Raw genomic sequence first — 16,679 nt, 5'->3', positions numbered from 1 at the left:
CGATGTTCAGGCCCCTTTCCCTCAAGACGGTGCGCTGGCGTCCGCTTCAGGGGGAGGGGCTGGAACACCTGACCGTGCGGACGGTCGACGGCGGTGTTCGGGCCGAAGGCGTCGCCATCGGCGAACGGGACGCGGCGTCCTACGGCGTGTCCTACCGGATCGATTGCGACAGCGGCTGGCGGGTTCGTTCGCTCCTTCTGAAGGACACGACCGGGCGGCAGCTGGCGCTGGCGTCGGACGGGGACGGGCACTGGCGCAGTCCCGACGGTACGCCGCGTCCCGAATTCGACGGCTGCATCGACATCGACCTGTCGGGATCGCCCTTCACCAACACATTGCCGATCCGCCGCCTGAATCTCGACCCGTCGCAGGGGACAGCCCGGCTGCGGATGCTCTACATTCCCTTCGACACGCTGGAGCCCGTCGTGGACGGCCAGCTCTATACCTGCCTTGTCCCGGCACGCCGCTATCTCTACGAGGCCGAGGACGGTGCATTCCGTGCCGAACTGCCGGTGGACGAGGACGGACTCGTGACTGACTATCCCACACTCTGCCAAAGACTTTGACGGGAGACACCCATGACCTTCAAGACCCTCGACGACCTCACCGATATCGCCGGCAAGCGCGTGCTGGTGCGCGTCGACCTGAACGTGCCCGTCAAGGACGGCAAAGTGACGGATCTGACCCGCATCGAGCGCGTCGCGCCGACCATCCTCGAACTGTCGGGCAAAGGCGCCAAGGTCATTCTGCTTGCCCATTTCGGCCGGCCGAAAGGCGAGCCCGTCGCCGACCAGTCGCTCGGCCTCATCGCGCCCGCGGTGGAACAGGTGCTCGACGCGCGCGTGTACTTTGCGGCCGACTGCATCGGCGAGAAGGCGGCAGCGGCCGTCGCCGCGATGAACGACGGCGACATCCTGCTTCTCGAAAACACCCGCTTCCACAAGGGCGAGGAGACGAACACGCCGGACTTCGCCGCGGCGCTGGCCGAGAACGGCGACATCTTCGTCAACGACGCCTTCTCGGCCGCGCATCGCGCGCACGCCTCGACCGAAGGCCTCGCTCATCTTCTGCCGGCCTATGCAGGCCGCACGATGCAGGCCGAACTCGAAGCCCTCGAAAAGGGCCTCGGCAACCCGGCGCGTCCGGTCGTCGCCATCGTCGGCGGCGCCAAGGTCTCGACCAAGATCGATCTTCTGATGAATCTCGTAAAGAAGGTCGACGCGCTGGTCATCGGCGGCGGCATGGCGAACACCTTCCTCGCGGCGCGCGGCACCGATGTCGGCAAGTCGCTCTGCGAGCATGATCTCGCCGACACCGCCAAGCAGATCATGATCGAAGCCGCGTCATCGGGCTGCGCTATCGTGCTTCCGGATGACGGTGTCGTTGCCCGCGAGTTCAAGGCGGGGGCCGAGAACGAGACGGTGCCCGTCAGTGCGATTCCCGCCGATGCGATGATGCTCGACGTCGGGCCGAAGTCCGTCGAAGCCGTCAACGACTGGATTTCGCGTGCGGCAACCCTTGTCTGGAATGGCCCGCTCGGTGCCTTCGAAATCACGCCCTTCGACGCGGCCACGGTGTCGGCGGCCAGACATGCCGCCGACGAGACCCGGGCCGGCAGGCTCGTCTCGGTCGCAGGCGGCGGCGACACGGTCGCAGCGCTGAACCATGCCGGTGTCGCCGATGATTTCACCTATGTCTCGACCGCCGGCGGCGCGTTCCTGGAGTGGATGGAAGGCAAGCCGCTGCCGGGTGTCGATATTCTGAACCACAAGAACTGAGCCGGGCGCGGGTTTCGGCCTGCGGACCGCCTTGCGTCAGGGCGTGTCGGCCGATTGCCGGCGCGTCCGGCTGCCTGCCGCGGCCTGCGCCATCGCCTTGACTGTTTCGCGCAGCCTTGTCGTCCCGCCGGGAATCCATCCGAGTGCCGCGAGCTTGTCGGTTGACATGGCCTCGAGACTCGCGCGATCGGCCTCCGGCGGCAGGTCGTGCGGACAGTGCGTCGCTGCGCGCACGATCGACAGGATCTCGTGGCGGTCCGTCAGGATGTCCGAGACGTTGAATGTCTCGCCGTTTACCCGCAGCGAATCCGTCTCCAGCATGAGCCGCACCGCCGCGGCAACGTCGTCGCCGTGCACCTCGGTGCCGGCCCGCGGCGTGGTGCTTTCGCCGGCAAGGTAGCCTTCGATCATGTCCGCCCATTTGTCCCGCCGGCCGGGGCCGGCCGGCCCGTAGACGCCGGTGACGCGCAGTGAGGCGGTGACGAAGGCATGGCTGCAGAGTGCCTGCAGGCTGCGTTCGGTATCGAGCTTCACCCGGCCGTAAAGCGTATCCGGCCGCGGCATCATCTCCTCGGTAAGCGCGCCGCCCGGAACCCGGGAGCCGTAGGCCGCACGGCTCGACAGGAAGACGCAGCGCCTGACGCCCGCGTCTCGCGCCGCCTCGAAGAGCCGCACACTGCCGCCGAGATTGGCGCGGCGGAAGCCGTCCGGATCGTCGCCTTCCCCGCCGCGATAGCGGCCCGGCGCGTGGGCGAAGGCGGCGTGCACGAAGTAGTAGACGTTCTCGAAGGCGTCGATCTGGTCCGCTTCCGGATCGAGGCGTAGCGGCACGAAGGAGACCGGCGCGGAGAAGAAGCCGTCGAAGGGCGGGGTCCTGCCGCCGACGGCGACCCTGTAGCCGCGTGCCAGGAGGTGCTCGACCACGAAGCGGCCGACATAGCCGGTCCCGCCCGAAACGAGCACCCGCGTCATGCGGGCTCCGGATTGGTGAGTGTCGACAGGTCCGGGATGCGCTTTCCTTCGTGGAAGGCGTGCCAGAGCGCGATCAGAGGCATCAGCTTGTCTGCTTTCGGATGGTTCGCTTCCCAAGGCTTCTCGTATTGATAGTGCAGCACGTGGATGCTCTTCCAGTCCCACAGCGCCGGCATGGTGAACCAGACATATTGCAGCATGTTCATGAAGACAGGCAGGCCGTGCCAATCCGGGAAGAAGCTTTCGAGGAACGTCTGGTCGGTGCGCTTCCAGAAGACATCCGGCGTATCGAGCCGGTTCAGCATGGCCTCGAAGGTCGCGACCGACGGACGGGCGACGAAGACGCCGGAATTCAGCCGGTGGAAGTCGGCGAGGCTCTCGTAGACATTCGGCGCTGCGGAGAATTCCGGGTAGCGGAACAGCTTGTCGATATTGCGCAGCACGAGCGCGTCGGCGTCGAGGAAGACGCAGGTCTCGTATTCGACGAGCTGCCAGAGCCGAAGCTTGATGAAGTTGTCGAGCGGCGTGTGGAAGTCCGGCTTGCGGCCCTTGGTGAACGGGGCCGTGTCGTGAAGCTGCCGGCGCGCGTGCCGCGCGTTGAAGGCATCGGAGAGCGGCAGGTGGTCCGCCTCGACGAGCCGGCAGCCGAGGCTGCCCAGCATCAGGCGTTCGGCGATGCTGATCGCCGCGGTGTGAAGCATCACGACATCGGCAGTCGTGCCGCTATGCTTCAGCGAGCGCGCGAGTGCGACGGCGCCCTTGACATAGTCGGCATTGGTCACGAGCGTCACATAGGCCGCCCGCGAGCGCGCAGCACCCTGGCGCCTCAGCCCCTCGTCGGGATCCGCAAGCGGTGTCATGAGACCGATTTGAGCCTCCGGCCTTCCGGATCGTGGTTGATCGTGGCGGCGATGTCGCGGGTCCAGGCCGAGACGGCCGGCACGCGCGACCGGTCGACGCGATAGGCGAATTTCTTCGCCACATCGACGATCTCCGAGAGCAGGCCGGCGCCGAGCGTGATCGGATCGAGGCCGAGGGCGCGGAACTTGTCGTTCTCGACGACGAGGTCGTTTTCCGCCGCTTCCTTGCGCGGGTTGGGCAGCCAGGCGATGTCCGAACCCGTCAGGCCCGCCACCAGTTCGGCGAGGTCGCGGATGCGATGGGTCTCCGTCATCTGGTTGAAGATCTCGACCCTTGCGCCGCGGGCGGGTGGATTGCCGAGCGCCAGCTCGATGCAGCGCACCGAGTCCTGGATGTGGATGAAGGCGCGGGTCTGGCCGCCGGTGCCGTGCACGGTGAGCGGGTAGCCGATCGCCGCCTGGATCAGGAAGCGGTTGAGCACGGTGCCGTAGTCGCCGTCATAATCGAAGCGGTTGATGAGCTGCGGGTGCAGCCGTGTCTGTTCGGTATGCGTGCCCCAGACGATGCCCTGGTGAAGGTCCGTGACGCGGAGCCCGTCGTTCTTGGCGTAGAACTGGAAGAGCAGTTGATCGAGGCACTTGGTCATGTGGTAGATCGAACCCGGATTGGACGGGTAGAGGATCTCCTGGCTTACCGTCCGGCCGTCCATCGTCCCGATGCCGACCGGCAGATAACCCTCGGGGATCGCCGCGCCGACGGTCGAATAACCATAGACGCCCATCGTGCCGAGATGCACGAGATGCGCGTCGACGCCGGTCTCGACCAGGGCGTTCAGCAGATTGTGGGTCGCGTTGACGTTGTTGTTGACCGTATAGTTCTTGTGACGGTCGCTCTTCATCGAATAGGGCGCCGCGCGCTGTTCGGCGAAATGGATGACGGCATCGGGCTTTTCCGCGCGCAGCCAGTTCTTCAACAGCTCGTAGTCGCGCGCGAGGTCGATCAGGTGGAAGTGGATGCGCCGTCCGGTCTGCTCGTGCCAGATCCGGGTCCGCTCCTGGATCGAGTCCATCGGCGTCAGCGACTGCACGCCGAGCTCGGTGTCGATCCAGCGGCGGGAAAGATTGTCGAGGATATGGATCTCGTGGCCTGCGGCGGAAAGGTGCAGCGACGTCGGCCAGCCGACGAAGCCATCTCCTCCAAGGACTGCGATCTTCATCGGCGCCTGCATGCGACTCTCCCCGTGGATTAGGACTGCGGTCGTGATAGTGATGAATTGTGACAGCAGTGCAACCCTTGCAATTTGCCGCCCGCTCGTCCACAGAACCCGCCGAATGCAGGGTCCGCCGCGGGCGGCCAGGGATCGATGACGGCACGATGACGGACTTCAATCATGCGCTTGCGGGCGTGCTGACGGCGCAGGGCCACCGGCTGGAACAGCGGGTCTATTACGAGGACACGGACTTTTCCGGCGTCGTCTATCACGCGCGCTACCTGCATTTCCTCGAACGCGGCCGCACCGACTATCTTCGTGTGCTGGGCGTCGAGCAGGGCTCGCTGATCGAGGCCGCTGACGGCGAGGGCGTCGCCTTCGTGGTCCACCGGATGGAGATCGATTTCAAGGCGCCTGCCCGCATGGACGACATCCTGACGATCCTGACATCGACGGAGAAGGCGGGCGGCGCCAAGATGGTGCTTGGCCAGGAAATCCGTTGCGGCGAGCAGCTTCTGATCGCCGCCAGGGTCATCATCGCCGTCGTCAACCGCAAGGGACGTCCGCGTCGCCTGCCGGAGGGGCTGGCGGAACAGTTCCTTTCGGCGGCGCCTGAGGCTTGAGCTCATGAGGCGCCGACCGCCTCGACCATGGCCTTCGTGACGGACTGGCGCCATGTGCCGGCTTCACGCCACGGGTCGGGCCCGCCCAGCCGTTCCAGTGCCTCGTTTATCGCAAATCCGTTCGCAGCCTTGAGGGTCTTGAGTTCATCCCAGCTGATCGGCACGGCGACGGGGCCGCCCTTGCGGGCGCGCACGGAGTAGGGCGCGACGGCCGTGGCCCCGCGCTCGTTGCGCAGCCAGTCGATGAAGATCCGGTCCTTCCGCTTGGCCTTGGACATGGTCGCGATGTACCGGTCGGGTGCTGCGTCGGCGAGGCGCACCGCAAGCGCCTTGGCGAAATCCTTGACCGTGCTCCACTCCGCCCGGCCATCGAGCGGCACGACGATATGCACGCCCTTGCCGCCGGTCACCATCGCGAGCGATTTCAGCCCGACGGCGTCGAGCACACCGCGCAGGTCCACGGCGGCCTTGCGCACGTCGGCAAAGTCGAGCCCCGCATCCGGGTCGAGGTCGAAGACCATGCGCGTCGGATTTTCGAGTTCCGCGGCGGTCGAGCCCCAGATGTGGAATTCCATCGTCCCCACCTGCACGGCGGCGACCAGGCCCTCGACGTCGCGAATGACCATGTAGTTCTCCGTCCCGCCGTCGCTCTCCCGGATCGGCACCTGGCCGATCGCCTCCGGGAAACCGTCGCTCGCATGTTTCTGGAAGAAGCAGTGCGCGATGTCCCCCTGCGGGCAACGCAGCAGCGAGACCGGCCGCCCCTGGGCATGTTCGAGGAAGCGTTCCGACGCGGCCTCGTAGTAGCGGGCGAGGTCGATCTTGCGGATGCCTTCGGGCTTGAAGAGCACCCGCTCGGGATGCGAGATCCTGACGCCGGCCACCCAGTCGCCGTCGTCCTTCCCGCGTGCGGCGGACGTTCCGGCGCCGGTGTTCTTATCCGTCATGGCGGTCTCCTTGCCTGGTCCTTGATCCGCAGCCGGTTTTTGCGCTTCCCTCCCCGCGCGGCCGCGTCCTGACGAGGGGGCCAGCAGTCCTACGGCGGCCACCGCGGACATGAAACCTGAGCTTTCCGTCCTTTGGGCGAAGCTGGCCTTTCCAGAGGGCGCGTGCTGCCACCGTCACCTCCAGCGGGTCGGGAGGCTGGCGATGGTTGCCTGTGGCCATCCCCGTCATTCCGGGGCTCGCCCGCGAGGCGGCGCTCGATAGCCGCGATGTCGTCGCTGGCGACGAGCCGAACCGGATCGGCGGCGATGGCGGGCAGGATCGCGTGCGGGAGCACACCACCGGCAATTGCCTCTTCCAGCGCTTCCGGGGTCTCACGCTCCGCCTTCAACTGGGCACAAAGGGCCAGTACCAGCCTGTCACGGCGATCGGATTTCACGGACGGGCGTCCGGCGGATGGATCGGAGACGGACGTGACGTTCATGGCGCTCAAATGCACGGCCATTCGCTTGGTTCCGCGAACACCCAATTTCCGCGGACGTGACGACCGTAACAATCCCTTAACCATAATGTTGTCTTACTTGCTTCATTAGGGTTTTGTGCACTGCACGTCATCCTTTAACCAAAATTGACGGCAAGAAGGCAGGCTGTAGCATTTGACCGGCATGGCGGCCGGCGGCATCAACCGGACATTCTTGACGGCATGCGGAGCAGGTGCGGGAAACCCCGGTCGGCTGTGCCGTGTTGTGAAGCGCCGCTCGGCTCCACCTCCCAGGGGCCGGTGGCGAACGGGAATGGAACCCGGTCCGGAGCAGCAGGCGCCGGCGCCGGGTATTTGGATTCGGGGACTGAAGTCTATGGAACAAGTCGGATTGGAAGCGGCAGGCAGCGTCTCCCTCTGGGCGCTCTTCATGCAGGCCGGATTCGTGGTGAAGCTCGTGATGATCGGGCTTCTGGTCGCCTCGGTCTGGACCTGGGCCATCGTGGTCGACAAGACGCTGTCCTACGGCAGGGCGCGCCGGCAGCTTGACGGTTTCGAGCAGGTGTTTTGGTCGGGGCAGTCGCTCGAGGAGCTCTACCGAACGCTGTCGGACCGGCAGACCTCGGGCATGAGCGCGATCTTCGTCGCCGCCATGCGGGAGTGGAAGAAGAGTTTCGAGCGCGGCGCGCGATCGCCGATCGGGCTGCAGATGCGCATCGACAGGGCCATGGACGTGACGCTGGCGCGCGAGTCCGAAACACTCGAAGCCCGGCTCGGCTCGCTTGCGACGATTGGCTCGTCGGCGCCGTTCGTCGGCCTCTTCGGAACCGTCGTCGGCATCATGACCTCGTTCCAGGCGATCGCCGGATCGAAGCAGACGAGCCTCGCGGTCGTCGCGCCCGGCATCGCCGAGGCGCTGCTCGCGACGGCGATCGGCCTGCTCGCGGCCATCCCGGCGGTCATCGCCTACAACAAGTTCTCCGCCGACGCGGGCAAGCTGACCGCGCGCATGGAAGGCTTCGCCGACGAGTTCTCGGCCATCCTGTCGCGCCAGATCGACGAGAAGCTTCAGCCGCGCCAGGCGGCGCAGTAACCGGCACACGGAGGCGATCCCATGGGCATGTCAGTCGGAGCCAAGAATTCCGGGAGCGGCCGCAGGCGCCGCGGCGGCGGCCGGCGCGCGCCGATGAGCGAGATCAACGTGACGCCTTTCGTCGACGTGATGCTCGTGCTGCTCATCATCTTCATGGTTGCCGCGCCGCTGATGACGGTCGGCGTGCCGATCGACCTGCCGAAGACCGCCGCCAAGGCGCTCAACGCCGACACACAGCCGATCACCATTTCCGTGCGCGCCAACGGCGAAATCTTTCTGCAGGAAACGGCGATCCCCGCGGAGGAGGTTGCCGCCAAGCTGCAGGCCGTCGCGACGACGGGCTATACCGAGCGCATTTTCGTGCGCGGCGACGGGCAGGCGCCCTATGGCGTCATTGCCGACGTCATGTCGCGTATCCAGAACGCAGGTTTCACGAATATCGGTCTGGTGACCGAGCAGAAGCAGGACGGGTAGTCAACCGCGATGAAGGGCAGCCTTGCCACATCCGCAGTCTTGCACGCCGTGGTGCTCACCATGGCGCTCGTCTCGCTTGGCAGTCCCGAGAGTTTCGACGTCGCCGACGTCGAGGCGATGCCGGTCGACATCGTGCCGATCGAGGAATTCACCCAGATCCAGCAGGGCGACAAGAAGGCGACCCTCAAGGAGAAATCCAATCCCATTCCCACCACCAGACCGACGGAGGTGGAGAATGCGGAGAACACCGGCGACAACGAGATCGACCTGAAGACGCCGCCGACGCCGGAAGACAAGCCGCAGAACGTCGAGACGGCCGCTGCGCCCGAGAAATCCGAGACGGCGCTGCCGACCCCGGAGCCGGTTGAGGAGGAGGCCGAAGAGGTCAAGCAGGAAGAGCCCGCCAGCGAGCCCGCGACGGAGGTCGCGGCGCTGCCCGAAGCCAAGCAGGAGGTGGAACCGGACCCGGTCCCCGATCAGGAACCGGCGGAGCAGGCGCCCGCCGAAAACGCCGACGCCGAGGCGCTGCCGGAAAAGGTTCCGGTGCCGGTCGCACGGCCCAAAACGGCCGAGGCGCAGACGGCAAAGACGCCGGAGCGCAAGAACGAGGAGAAGCGCGAACAGCGGAAGTCCGCCTCCGCCAAGGAGAGCGACTTCAACGCCGACGAGGTGGCGGCACTTCTCAACAAGACAGAAAGCAAGGGCGGTGGCGCCAAGCGCTCGACCGAGGAAGCGTCGCTCGGCGGCAAGAAGACCACCACCGGGTCCAAGCTCAGCATGAGCGAGATGGACGCGCTGCGTGGCCAGATCCAGAACAACTGGTCGATCATCCCCGGCATGGCGGATGCGCAGGACGTGCGCATCAAGGTGTCGATGCGGCTCGACCAGAACGGCGACATCATCGGCGAACCCGAGGTCGTGGCGACCGGCGGCTCGGAAGCGGCCCGGCGCGCGCTTGCCGGCGGCGCGCGGCGCGCCATCATGAAATCGCGGCCCTTCAGGGGGCTGCCACCCGAAAAATACGACGCCTGGAGCGAAGTCATCGTGAACTTCGATCCAAGCGAAATGATGTGAGAACCTAGGGAAGGCCTAGTTATATGTCGAGACGCGTTCTTCTCCGTTTCCTGGTCGTGCTGACCGGCCTGGTAGCCTTTCTGCCGCAGGCCTGGGCGCTCGTGGAAATCAACATCAACAAGGGCAATGTCGAGCCGCTGCCGATCGCCGTCACCGATTTCGTCGCCACCGGCGATCTCGGCCAGCGCATCACCGATGTGATCGCCGCGGATCTGAAGCGTTCCGGTCTTTTCGCGCCGGTGGCCAAGCAGGCCTTCATCGAGAAGATTTCCAACCCCGACCAGCCGCCGCGCTTCGAGGACTGGAAGGTCATCAACGCACAGGCACTCGTCGTCGGGCGCGTTACCCAGGAGGGCGATGGCCGTCTGCGTGCCGAATTCCGCCTGTGGGATACCTTCGCGGGCCAGCAGATGACCGGCCAGCAGTTCTTCACCCAGCCGGAAAACTGGCGCCGCGTCGCCCATATCATCGCCGATGCCATCTACGAGCGCATCACCGGCGAGAAGGGCTATTTCGACACCCGCGTCGTCTACGTCGCCGAAAGCGGCCCGAAGAACGCCCGCAAGCGCCAGCTCGCGATCATGGACCAGGACGGTGCCAATTCACGGGCGCTGACCAACTCCAACGACATCGTGCTGACGCCGCGCTTCTCGCCGAGCCGGCAGGAAATCACCTACATGTCCTTCGAGGGCAACCAGCCGCGGGTCTATCTGCTGCAGCTCGAGACCGGCCAGCGCGAGGTCGTCGGCAACTTCCCCGGCATGACCTTCGCGCCGCGCTTCTCGCCCGACGGCCAGCGCGTCATCATGAGCCTTCAGCAGGAAGGCAATGCCAACATCTACACGATGGACCTGCGCTCACGCACCACGACCCGGCTGACGTCGACCGCCGCGATCGACACGTCGCCGTCCTACTCACCGGATGGCAGCCAGATCGTCTTCGAAAGCGATCGCGGCGGTCGCCAGCAGCTCTACGTCATGGGTGCGGACGGTTCGGGCCAGAACCGCATCTCCTTCGGCGACGGCGCCTATTCGACGCCGGTCTGGTCGCCGCGCGGCGATCTCATCGCCTTCACCAAGCAGTCGGGCGGCAAATTCTCGATCGGCGTGATGAAGCCGGACGGCTCGGGCGAGCGCATTCTGACGACGGGCTTCCACAACGAGGGCCCGACCTGGGCCCCGAACGGCCGCGTTCTGATGTTCTTCCGCCAGAATGCCGGCGCGGGCGGTCCGCAGCTCTTCTCGATCGACCTGACCGGCTACAACGAGCAGCAGGTTCCGACGAACGGTTACGCCTCCGACCCCGCCTGGTCGCCGCTGCTCGAATAACCGGCGCCTTCGCCTCGTCCAAGCTTGAGACAGACAGATCGATGGCCAGGCCGTGCGACGGCCTGGCCATCGCGCGTGGGAAAGCCACGGCCGGACGTTCTTCACGCCGGACGGCCGTTCGCACGACGCCGGCGTGAATGTATCGGATGTCGCGTTCCGGCCACGCATGTTCACGGAATTGACGGCCGGCATGAAATGGGGCAATTGGCGCGGACTGTCCGGAGGTCGGCGCGGACGTGCCGTTTTCTCGCCGCAAAGTGCTGATCTAGCAGCCTTTCGGCATTCGACAAGAATTTGTTTACCATAGCTGTTGATCGCGGGTTAACCGGGTCCGCTTACAGTCTGGCAACCCTGATCGAATCCATGTTCCGTATCGAACTTTGCAAGGAGACCGGCCCAATGAGCCGAATTCACGCCCCGGCGACGAGCCGCATGCAGTCCATCGCCCGCAACCCGGTCATGATCGCGTTGTGCATGACGCTCGCGCTTGCCGGCTGCGCGTCGAAGAAGAACCTGCCGAACAGTGCCGGCGATCTCGGCCTCAACAATGCGACGCCCGGTTCGCCGCAGGACTTCACGGTGAATGTCGGCGACCGCATCTTCTTCGACACGGATTCCTCGTCGGTCCGCGCCGACGCGGCCGCGACGCTCGACAAGCAGGCGCAGTGGCTGCAGCGCTACCCGAACTATGCGATCACGATCGAGGGCCATGCCGACGAGCGCGGCACGCGTGAATACAACCTCGCGCTCGGTGCACGCCGCGCGGCCGCGACGCGCCAGTATCTCGCCGGCCGCGGCGTTCCTGCCAACCGCATGAACACGATTTCCTACGGCAAGGAAAAGCCGGTCGCCGTCTGCGACGACATTTCCTGCTGGTCGCAGAACCGCCGCGCGGTCACCGTCCTTGGCGGCGCCGCGATGTAATCGCCGGAAAATCCGGAATGCGAAGGCGGCCTGCGGGCCGCCTTTTCTTTTTTCAACACACTTTGGCCGAACTCCGTTGCTTTTTGGAGCCATATGGAAAAATCTGCGCCGAGCGCGGCAACGCGCGGTTTCTGACGAAATGGGGCTAGGACATATGAAGAGACTTGTTGCGGCAGGTGTTCTCGGTCTGGCGGCGGTTGCGGGTCCGGTTCAGCCGATGCTCGCCAATCCGCTGTCGGGGCTGGCGAACGGTTTCCTGCCGGCACACAGCAGGACGGCGGAGAAGGGCGATATCGTTCTCGCGCAGGCCACCGACGTGCGCATCGGCCAGCTCGAGGAGCAGATTCGTTCGCTCAACGGACGCATCGAGGAGATGAGTTTCCAGCTTCTGCAGATGCAGGAGCAACTCCGCAAGGCGCAGGAGGACAACGAGTTCCGGTTCCAGGACCTGGAAAAGGGAGCAGGTGCGACCTCCGGGCAGAACGGCGCGCTCGAGCGTCCGGCGGATAGCGCGGACCAGTCCGACGTTGCCGCCAACACCCAAATCCCGGCGGATCAATCCGCCGGGACCGACGACGTGGGACAGACGATCGAGCAGCTCGGCACGATCCGGTTCGACGAGAGCGGCAATCCTATCGGGGCCGAGCGCAACACCGATACCAGCCAGAGCGCTTCGATCTCCAACGAGACATCGCTTCCGGGCGTCGACACCGGCTTGCCGCAGGCTTCGGGGCAGTCGACCGCTTCCCTTGACAATCCGGACGACATCTACCAGGCGGCCTACGGCCATGTGCTGTCCGGCGACTACCAGCTCGCGGAAAAAGAGTTCCGCGACTATCTGGACATCTATCCGGAAGGCGACAAGGCGGCGGATGCCAGCTTCTGGCTTGGCGAGGCACAATATTCCCAGGGCAATTTCAACGAGGCGGCGAAAACCTTCCTCAATGCCCACCAGACCTATGCGGCCTCCACCAAGGCGCCGGAAATGCTCCTGAAGCTCGGCATGTCGCTCGCAGCGCTCGACAACCGTGAAACCGCCTGCGCAACCCTGCGCGAAGTCAACAAGCGCTATCCGGGCGCCTCGAAGGCGGTCAAGACCAAGGTTTCCAGCGAGCAGAGCCGGCTGTCCTGCTGACGACCCCGGCCATGACGGGGAACGCGCCCCCATCCGATCGGCTTCTTTCCGCGCTCGCAGATTTCCTGACGCATTTTCGTCGGCCCGCCCGGCTGCTGGTCGCCGTCTCCGGCGGCAGCGATTCCACCGGCTTGCTCGTCGGATTGAACGACGTTTTGGCGCGCGCCGGGCGCCGCGACATCTCCCTTGCCGCCTGTACCGTCGACCATAGCCTGCGCGCCGGCTCCGCCGCGGAGGCGGACCTCGTGGCCGCTCTCTGTCATCGTCTGCGTATTCCCCACCGCACGCTTCGCTGGGAGGGGCCGCGACCGGCAAGCGGCTTGCAGGAGGCAGCGCGCGAAGCCCGCTACGACCTGCTCGCGGCCGCCGCACGGGTCGAGGCGGCGGACGCGATCCTGGTCGCCCACACCGCCGACGACCAACGCGAGACGATCGCGATGCGCAGCGTGCGACGCGCGGCGGGCGCGGGGCTCTCCGGCATCGCGCCGGCGACGCTCTTCGACAGCCGGCATTGGATCCTGCGGCCGCTCCTGGCGGTGGATCGCGCCGCGATCCGCCGTTATCTGGCGCAGCAGGGCGTCGGCTGGATCGACGACCCGAGCAACGAGAATCCGCGTTTCGAGCGGGTCCGGATGCGGCAAAGCGGCGGCGGCCTCCCGCCTGTCCGAACGTCGGACCAGGCGTGGCGCCAGGATCTTGCGCGGCGCGCGGCGGGTTTCATCGCAGATCATGTCCGCATGCCGGCGCCGGATGTCGGGGCGATCGACCGGCAGGGGCTCGCGGTGCTCGGCAGCGATCCTGCCCATTGGCGCGCCCTGCTGTACCTCGTGGCGGTGCTCGGCGGTCGCCGCCATCCCCCCGGAGCGGAAGCGGCCGCACGGCTTTCCGCCTTTCTCGGACGAGGCATTCTGTCGCGCACGACAGCCGGACGCGTCGTGTTCGACCGCCGCCGCGACGGTCTCTACCTCTACCGGGAGGCCCGCGGGCTGCCGGCGGACCTGGTGCCGCCGAAGGGCCGGCTCGTCTGGGACGGTCGCTACACCATCGTCAATGACCTGGCCGTGGTGCTCACGGTGCGGGCAGGCAATCCCGGCATGGCGGGCGACGGAAACGCTGTTCCGGACGGCGTTCTGAAGCGCGCCGTTCGGGCTTTGCCGGAAATCGAGGGCACGGAGGACCTGGCCGGCGGGGCAATCTCCCGGATCCGGGCGCTTGCGCCCTTCGACCGGTTTCTGCCGGTCTTCGACCTGGAGATGGCAAATGCCCTTGCGACGCTCGTCGGCCGCGAAAGATTCCCGCCGCCGCCGACGAATGACGACGCCGGACCGGGCGTTGTGCTATAAGTCGGTCGGACGCGCGTGGCTGCGGGCCGGTTCCTCTGCAGTTTTCCGCTGGCGGAAACCGAACGCGGCTCCCATGCGTTGACGATATTGTCGGAAATGGCTCGGTAGCGCCCGGATCGCCTTGGCAAGGCCCGGCGACGACCCTATGTTAGGCGGAACGAAAGCGGCCCGTGAAGTCGGGGCCGAGAAAGTGCCTGGGAAACTCGATGAACCCAAATTTCCGCAACTTTGCCCTCTGGGCAATCATTGCTCTCCTGCTGATCGCCCTCTTCAGCATGTTCCAGACCAGCCCGGCCCAGACCGGCTCGCGGGATATCCCCTATTCGCAATTCCTCAAGGAGGTCGAGGCGAACCGGGTGAAAGAGGTCGTCATCACCGGCAACAAGGTGATCGGCAGCTATGTCGAGACCGGCACCACGTTCCAGACCTATTCGCCGACCATCGACGATGCGCTGATGCAGCGGCTGGAGGCGAAGAATGTCGTGATCAACGCGCGTCCGGAGACCGACGGTTCGTCCGGCTTCCTGAGCTATATCGGCACGTTGCTGCCGATGCTGCTGATCCTCGGCGTCTGGCTCTTCTTCATGCGCCAGATGCAGGGCGGTTCGCGCGGCGCGATGGGCTTCGGCAAATCCAAGGCGAAGCTGCTCACCGAAGCGCATGGCCGCGTGACCTTCGCGGACGTCGCCGGCGTGGACGAGGCCAAGCAGGATCTTGAGGAAATCGTCGAGTTCCTGCGCGATCCGCAGAAATTCCAGCGCCTCGGCGGCCGCATCCCGCGCGGCGTGCTGCTCGTCGGTCCGCCCGGCACGGGCAAGACGCTGCTCGCGCGCTCCGTCGCAGGCGAAGCCAACGTGCCGTTCTTCACGATTTCCGGTTCGGACTTCGTCGAGATGTTCGTCGGCGTCGGCGCATCCCGCGTGCGCGACATGTTCGAGCAGGCGAAGAAGAACGCACCCTGCATCATCTTCATCGACGAAATCGACGCCGTCGGCCGCCACCGCGGTGCCGGCCTCGGCGGCGGCAATGACGAGCGCGAACAGACGCTCAACCAGTTGCTCGTCGAAATGGACGGCTTCGAGGCGAACGAGGGCATCATCCTCATCGCCGCGACCAACCGCCCGGACGTTCTCGATCCGGCGCTGCTGCGTCCCGGCCGCTTCGACCGTCAGGTCGTCGTGCCGAACCCGGACATCGTCGGACGCGAGCGCATCCTCAAGGTGCATGTCCGCAACGTGCCGCTGGCGCCGAATGTCGACCTCAAGGTGCTTGCCCGCGGCACGCCCGGCTTCTCCGGCGCCGACTTGATGAACCTCGTCAACGAGGCTGCCCTGATGGCGGCGCGGCGCAACAAGCGGCTCGTCACCATGGCGGAGTTCGAGGATGCCAAGGACAAGATCATGATGGGCGCGGAACGCCGCTCCTCCGCCATGACCGAAGCCGAAAAGAAGCTGACGGCCTATCACGAGGCCGGCCATGCGATCCTGGCCCTGAACGTGCCGATGGCCGATCCCCTGCACAAGGCGACGATCATTCCGCGTGGCCGCGCGCTCGGCATGGTCATGCAGCTTCCCGAGGGCGACCGCTATTCGATGAGCTACAAGTGGATGGTCTCGCGCCTCGCCATCATGATGGGCGGCCGCGTCGCCGAGGAGATCACCTTCGGCAAGGACAACATCACGTCCGGCGCCTCCTCCGACATCGAGCAGGCGACGAAGCTCGCCCGCGCGATGGTGACGCAATGGGGCTTCTCCGACCAGCTCGGCCAGGTCGCCTATGGCGAAAACCAGCAGGAAGTCTTCCTTGGCCATTCCGTGTCGCAGCAGAAGAACGTCTCCGAGGCGACGTCGCAGAAGATCGACAACGAGATTCGCCGCCTGATCGATGAGGCCTATGCGGAAGCCAAGCGCATCATCACCGAGAAACACCACGAGTTCGTGGCGCTTGCCGAAGGGCTGCTCGAATACGAGACGCTGACCGGCGAGGAGATCAAGGCGCTCATCCGCGGCGAGAAGCCGGCGCGCGACCTTGGCGACGATACGCCGCCGAGCCGCGGCTCCGCTGTCCCGAAGGCCGGCCACAAGCCGTCCGGCACGAAGGATGGCGAGGCGGAAGGCGGCATGGAGCCGCAGCCGCAATAACGCCACCTCGCGCTGTACGACGATCCGGCCGGTCCCCTGTGGGGCCGGCTTTCTCGTCGGTAACGCGCTGTAATCATTTCTGATGGCACGGTGGATGCTCTTTGCCGCGATTTGTGGCAGAAAGAAGCGAGACGGACGCGAAGAAACGTCCAGAGAACGGACCATATGCGCCATGGCGGAAGAAGGGCCTTCTCCGACATCGCGGCCGTTCCGAGACAGCAGGAGTCCACATGAAACGTCGTTATTTCGGTACGGACGGCATCCGCGGTCAGTCGAATGTCTTCCCGATGACGCCGG

16 protein-coding genes are annotated in these 16,679 nt (G+C 65.7%); 12 read left to right on the top strand and 4 right to left on the bottom strand.

Annotated elements, in window-relative coordinates; genetic code table 11:
• Positions 1-2: 2 nt before the first annotated feature.
• Both LXM94_RS00240 and LXM94_RS00235 read left to right on the top strand, forming a co-directional pair.
• Positions 3-566: a putative glycolipid-binding domain-containing protein gene (locus LXM94_RS00240; protein ID WP_235769135.1), complete on the top strand. Its 564-nt coding sequence runs from the start codon at positions 3-5 to the stop codon at positions 564-566.
• A 12-nt stretch (positions 567-578) separates the two neighbouring features.
• Positions 579-1,778, top strand: a complete 1,200-nt coding sequence (locus LXM94_RS00235; RefSeq protein WP_235769134.1) for a phosphoglycerate kinase — start codon at positions 579-581, stop codon at positions 1,776-1,778.
• A gap of 36 nt (positions 1,779-1,814) precedes the next feature.
• On the opposite strand, the gene LXM94_RS00230 is transcribed toward LXM94_RS00235, so the two are convergent.
• From LXM94_RS00230 to LXM94_RS00220, 3 genes are read right to left on the bottom strand one after another with little or no spacing between them, the layout of a single operon-like run.
• Positions 1,815-2,750 carry an NAD-dependent epimerase/dehydratase family protein gene (locus LXM94_RS00230; RefSeq protein WP_235769133.1) on the bottom strand — a complete coding sequence of 312 codons (936 nt, stop codon included), beginning with the start codon at positions 2,748-2,750 and terminating at the stop codon, positions 1,815-1,817.
• Entirely contained in the window at positions 2,747-3,610 is an 864-nt protein-coding gene (locus tag LXM94_RS00225) for a glycosyltransferase (protein ID WP_235769132.1), read from the bottom strand. Before LXM94_RS00225 ends, LXM94_RS00230 begins: the two co-directional genes overlap by 4 nt.
• Entirely contained in the window at positions 3,607-4,827 is a 1,221-nt protein-coding gene (locus LXM94_RS00220; protein ID WP_235769214.1) for an NAD-dependent epimerase/dehydratase family protein, read from the bottom strand. Before LXM94_RS00220 ends, LXM94_RS00225 begins: the two co-directional genes overlap by 4 nt.
• A gap of 158 nt (positions 4,828-4,985) precedes the next feature.
• Here LXM94_RS00220 and ybgC point away from each other — a divergent pair, with 158 nt between their 5' ends.
• Positions 4,986-5,444, top strand: coding sequence for a tol-pal system-associated acyl-CoA thioesterase (gene ybgC / locus LXM94_RS00215; RefSeq protein WP_235769131.1), 459 nt, complete (start codon positions 4,986-4,988; stop codon positions 5,442-5,444).
• Positions 5,445-5,446: 2 nt separating this feature from the next.
• Here ybgC and ligD read toward each other — a convergent pair whose 3' ends face one another.
• Positions 5,447-6,391: a non-homologous end-joining DNA ligase gene (gene ligD, locus LXM94_RS00210; RefSeq protein ID WP_408015566.1), complete on the bottom strand. Its 945-nt coding sequence runs from the start codon at positions 6,389-6,391 to the stop codon at positions 5,447-5,449.
• A gap of 206 nt (positions 6,392-6,597) precedes the next feature.
• On the opposite strand from ligD, the gene LXM94_RS26110 reads away from it, so the two are divergent.
• The 9 genes from LXM94_RS26110 to ftsH all read left to right on the top strand — a co-directional run bounded on the left by LXM94_RS26110 (position 6,598) and on the right by ftsH (position 16,382).
• Entirely contained in the window at positions 6,598-6,933 is a 336-nt protein-coding gene (locus LXM94_RS26110; RefSeq protein WP_329605570.1) for a hypothetical protein, read from the top strand.
• A 313-nt stretch (positions 6,934-7,246) separates the two neighbouring features.
• Positions 7,247-7,963: a protein TolQ gene (gene tolQ / locus LXM94_RS00200; RefSeq protein ID WP_235769130.1), complete on the top strand. Its 717-nt coding sequence runs from the start codon at positions 7,247-7,249 to the stop codon at positions 7,961-7,963.
• 21 nt (positions 7,964-7,984) lie between these two features.
• Positions 7,985-8,437: a protein TolR gene (tolR, locus tag LXM94_RS00195; protein ID WP_235769129.1), complete on the top strand. Its 453-nt coding sequence runs from the start codon at positions 7,985-7,987 to the stop codon at positions 8,435-8,437.
• Positions 8,438-8,446: 9 nt separating this feature from the next.
• Complete coding sequence (locus LXM94_RS00190; protein ID WP_235769128.1) at positions 8,447-9,511, top strand: hypothetical protein; 1,065 nt, start codon at positions 8,447-8,449, stop codon at positions 9,509-9,511.
• Between the two features lie 23 nt (positions 9,512-9,534).
• Positions 9,535-10,839: a Tol-Pal system beta propeller repeat protein TolB gene (gene tolB / locus LXM94_RS00185; protein ID WP_235769127.1), complete on the top strand. Its 1,305-nt coding sequence runs from the start codon at positions 9,535-9,537 to the stop codon at positions 10,837-10,839.
• A 399-nt stretch (positions 10,840-11,238) separates the two neighbouring features.
• Positions 11,239-11,763: a peptidoglycan-associated lipoprotein Pal gene (pal, locus tag LXM94_RS00180; RefSeq protein ID WP_235769126.1), complete on the top strand. Its 525-nt coding sequence runs from the start codon at positions 11,239-11,241 to the stop codon at positions 11,761-11,763.
• Positions 11,764-11,917: 154 nt separating this feature from the next.
• The gene (gene ybgF / locus LXM94_RS00175; protein ID WP_235769125.1) at positions 11,918-12,898 is read left to right on the top strand and encodes a tol-pal system protein YbgF; all 981 of its coding nucleotides are present in this window, start codon (positions 11,918-11,920) and stop codon (positions 12,896-12,898) included.
• 11 nt (positions 12,899-12,909) lie between these two features.
• The gene (tilS, locus tag LXM94_RS00170; protein ID WP_235769124.1) at positions 12,910-14,241 is read left to right on the top strand and encodes a tRNA lysidine(34) synthetase TilS; all 1,332 of its coding nucleotides are present in this window, start codon (positions 12,910-12,912) and stop codon (positions 14,239-14,241) included.
• A gap of 206 nt (positions 14,242-14,447) precedes the next feature.
• Complete coding sequence (ftsH, locus tag LXM94_RS00165) at positions 14,448-16,382, top strand: ATP-dependent zinc metalloprotease FtsH (protein ID WP_235769123.1); 1,935 nt, start codon at positions 14,448-14,450, stop codon at positions 16,380-16,382.
• Positions 16,383-16,679 lie beyond the last annotated feature (297 nt).

Origin of the sequence: Rhizobium alarense, assembly GCF_021555155.1 — a bacterium.
Taxonomy (GTDB): domain Bacteria; phylum Pseudomonadota; class Alphaproteobacteria; order Rhizobiales; family Rhizobiaceae; genus Rhizobium_D; species Rhizobium_D alarense.
The sequence above is the reverse complement of the archived record's forward strand: the minus strand, read 5'-3'. Positions and strand labels throughout refer to the sequence as shown.

What these genes read in the sequence shown, in the direction of transcription:
- ftsH (WP_235769123.1), top strand. Translation starts at nt 14,448, where the DNA reads ATGAACCCAAATTTCCGCAACTTTGCCCTCTGGGCAATCATTGCTCTC.
- LXM94_RS00220 (WP_235769214.1), bottom strand. Translation starts at nt 4,827, where the DNA reads ATGAAGATCGCAGTCCTTGGAGGAGATGGCTTCGTCGGCTGGCCGACG.
- LXM94_RS00225 (WP_235769132.1), bottom strand. Translation starts at nt 3,610, where the DNA reads ATGACACCGCTTGCGGATCCCGACGAGGGGCTGAGGCGCCAGGGTGCT.
- ybgF (WP_235769125.1), top strand. Translation starts at nt 11,918, where the DNA reads ATGAAGAGACTTGTTGCGGCAGGTGTTCTCGGTCTGGCGGCGGTTGCG.
- pal (WP_235769126.1), top strand. Translation starts at nt 11,239, where the DNA reads ATGAGCCGAATTCACGCCCCGGCGACGAGCCGCATGCAGTCCATCGCC.
- LXM94_RS00230 (WP_235769133.1), bottom strand. Translation starts at nt 2,750, where the DNA reads ATGACGCGGGTGCTCGTTTCGGGCGGGACCGGCTATGTCGGCCGCTTC.
- ybgC (WP_235769131.1), top strand. Translation starts at nt 4,986, where the DNA reads ATGACGGACTTCAATCATGCGCTTGCGGGCGTGCTGACGGCGCAGGGC.
- tolB (WP_235769127.1), top strand. Translation starts at nt 9,535, where the DNA reads ATGTCGAGACGCGTTCTTCTCCGTTTCCTGGTCGTGCTGACCGGCCTG.
- LXM94_RS00190 (WP_235769128.1), top strand. Translation starts at nt 8,447, where the DNA reads ATGAAGGGCAGCCTTGCCACATCCGCAGTCTTGCACGCCGTGGTGCTC.
- tolQ (WP_235769130.1), top strand. Translation starts at nt 7,247, where the DNA reads ATGGAACAAGTCGGATTGGAAGCGGCAGGCAGCGTCTCCCTCTGGGCG.
- tilS (WP_235769124.1), top strand. Translation starts at nt 12,910, where the DNA reads ATGACGGGGAACGCGCCCCCATCCGATCGGCTTCTTTCCGCGCTCGCA.
- LXM94_RS00240 (WP_235769135.1), top strand. Translation starts at nt 3, where the DNA reads ATGTTCAGGCCCCTTTCCCTCAAGACGGTGCGCTGGCGTCCGCTTCAG.
- LXM94_RS00235 (WP_235769134.1), top strand. Translation starts at nt 579, where the DNA reads ATGACCTTCAAGACCCTCGACGACCTCACCGATATCGCCGGCAAGCGC.
- tolR (WP_235769129.1), top strand. Translation starts at nt 7,985, where the DNA reads ATGGGCATGTCAGTCGGAGCCAAGAATTCCGGGAGCGGCCGCAGGCGC.
- ligD (WP_408015566.1), bottom strand. Translation starts at nt 6,391, where the DNA reads ATGACGGATAAGAACACCGGCGCCGGAACGTCCGCCGCACGCGGGAAG.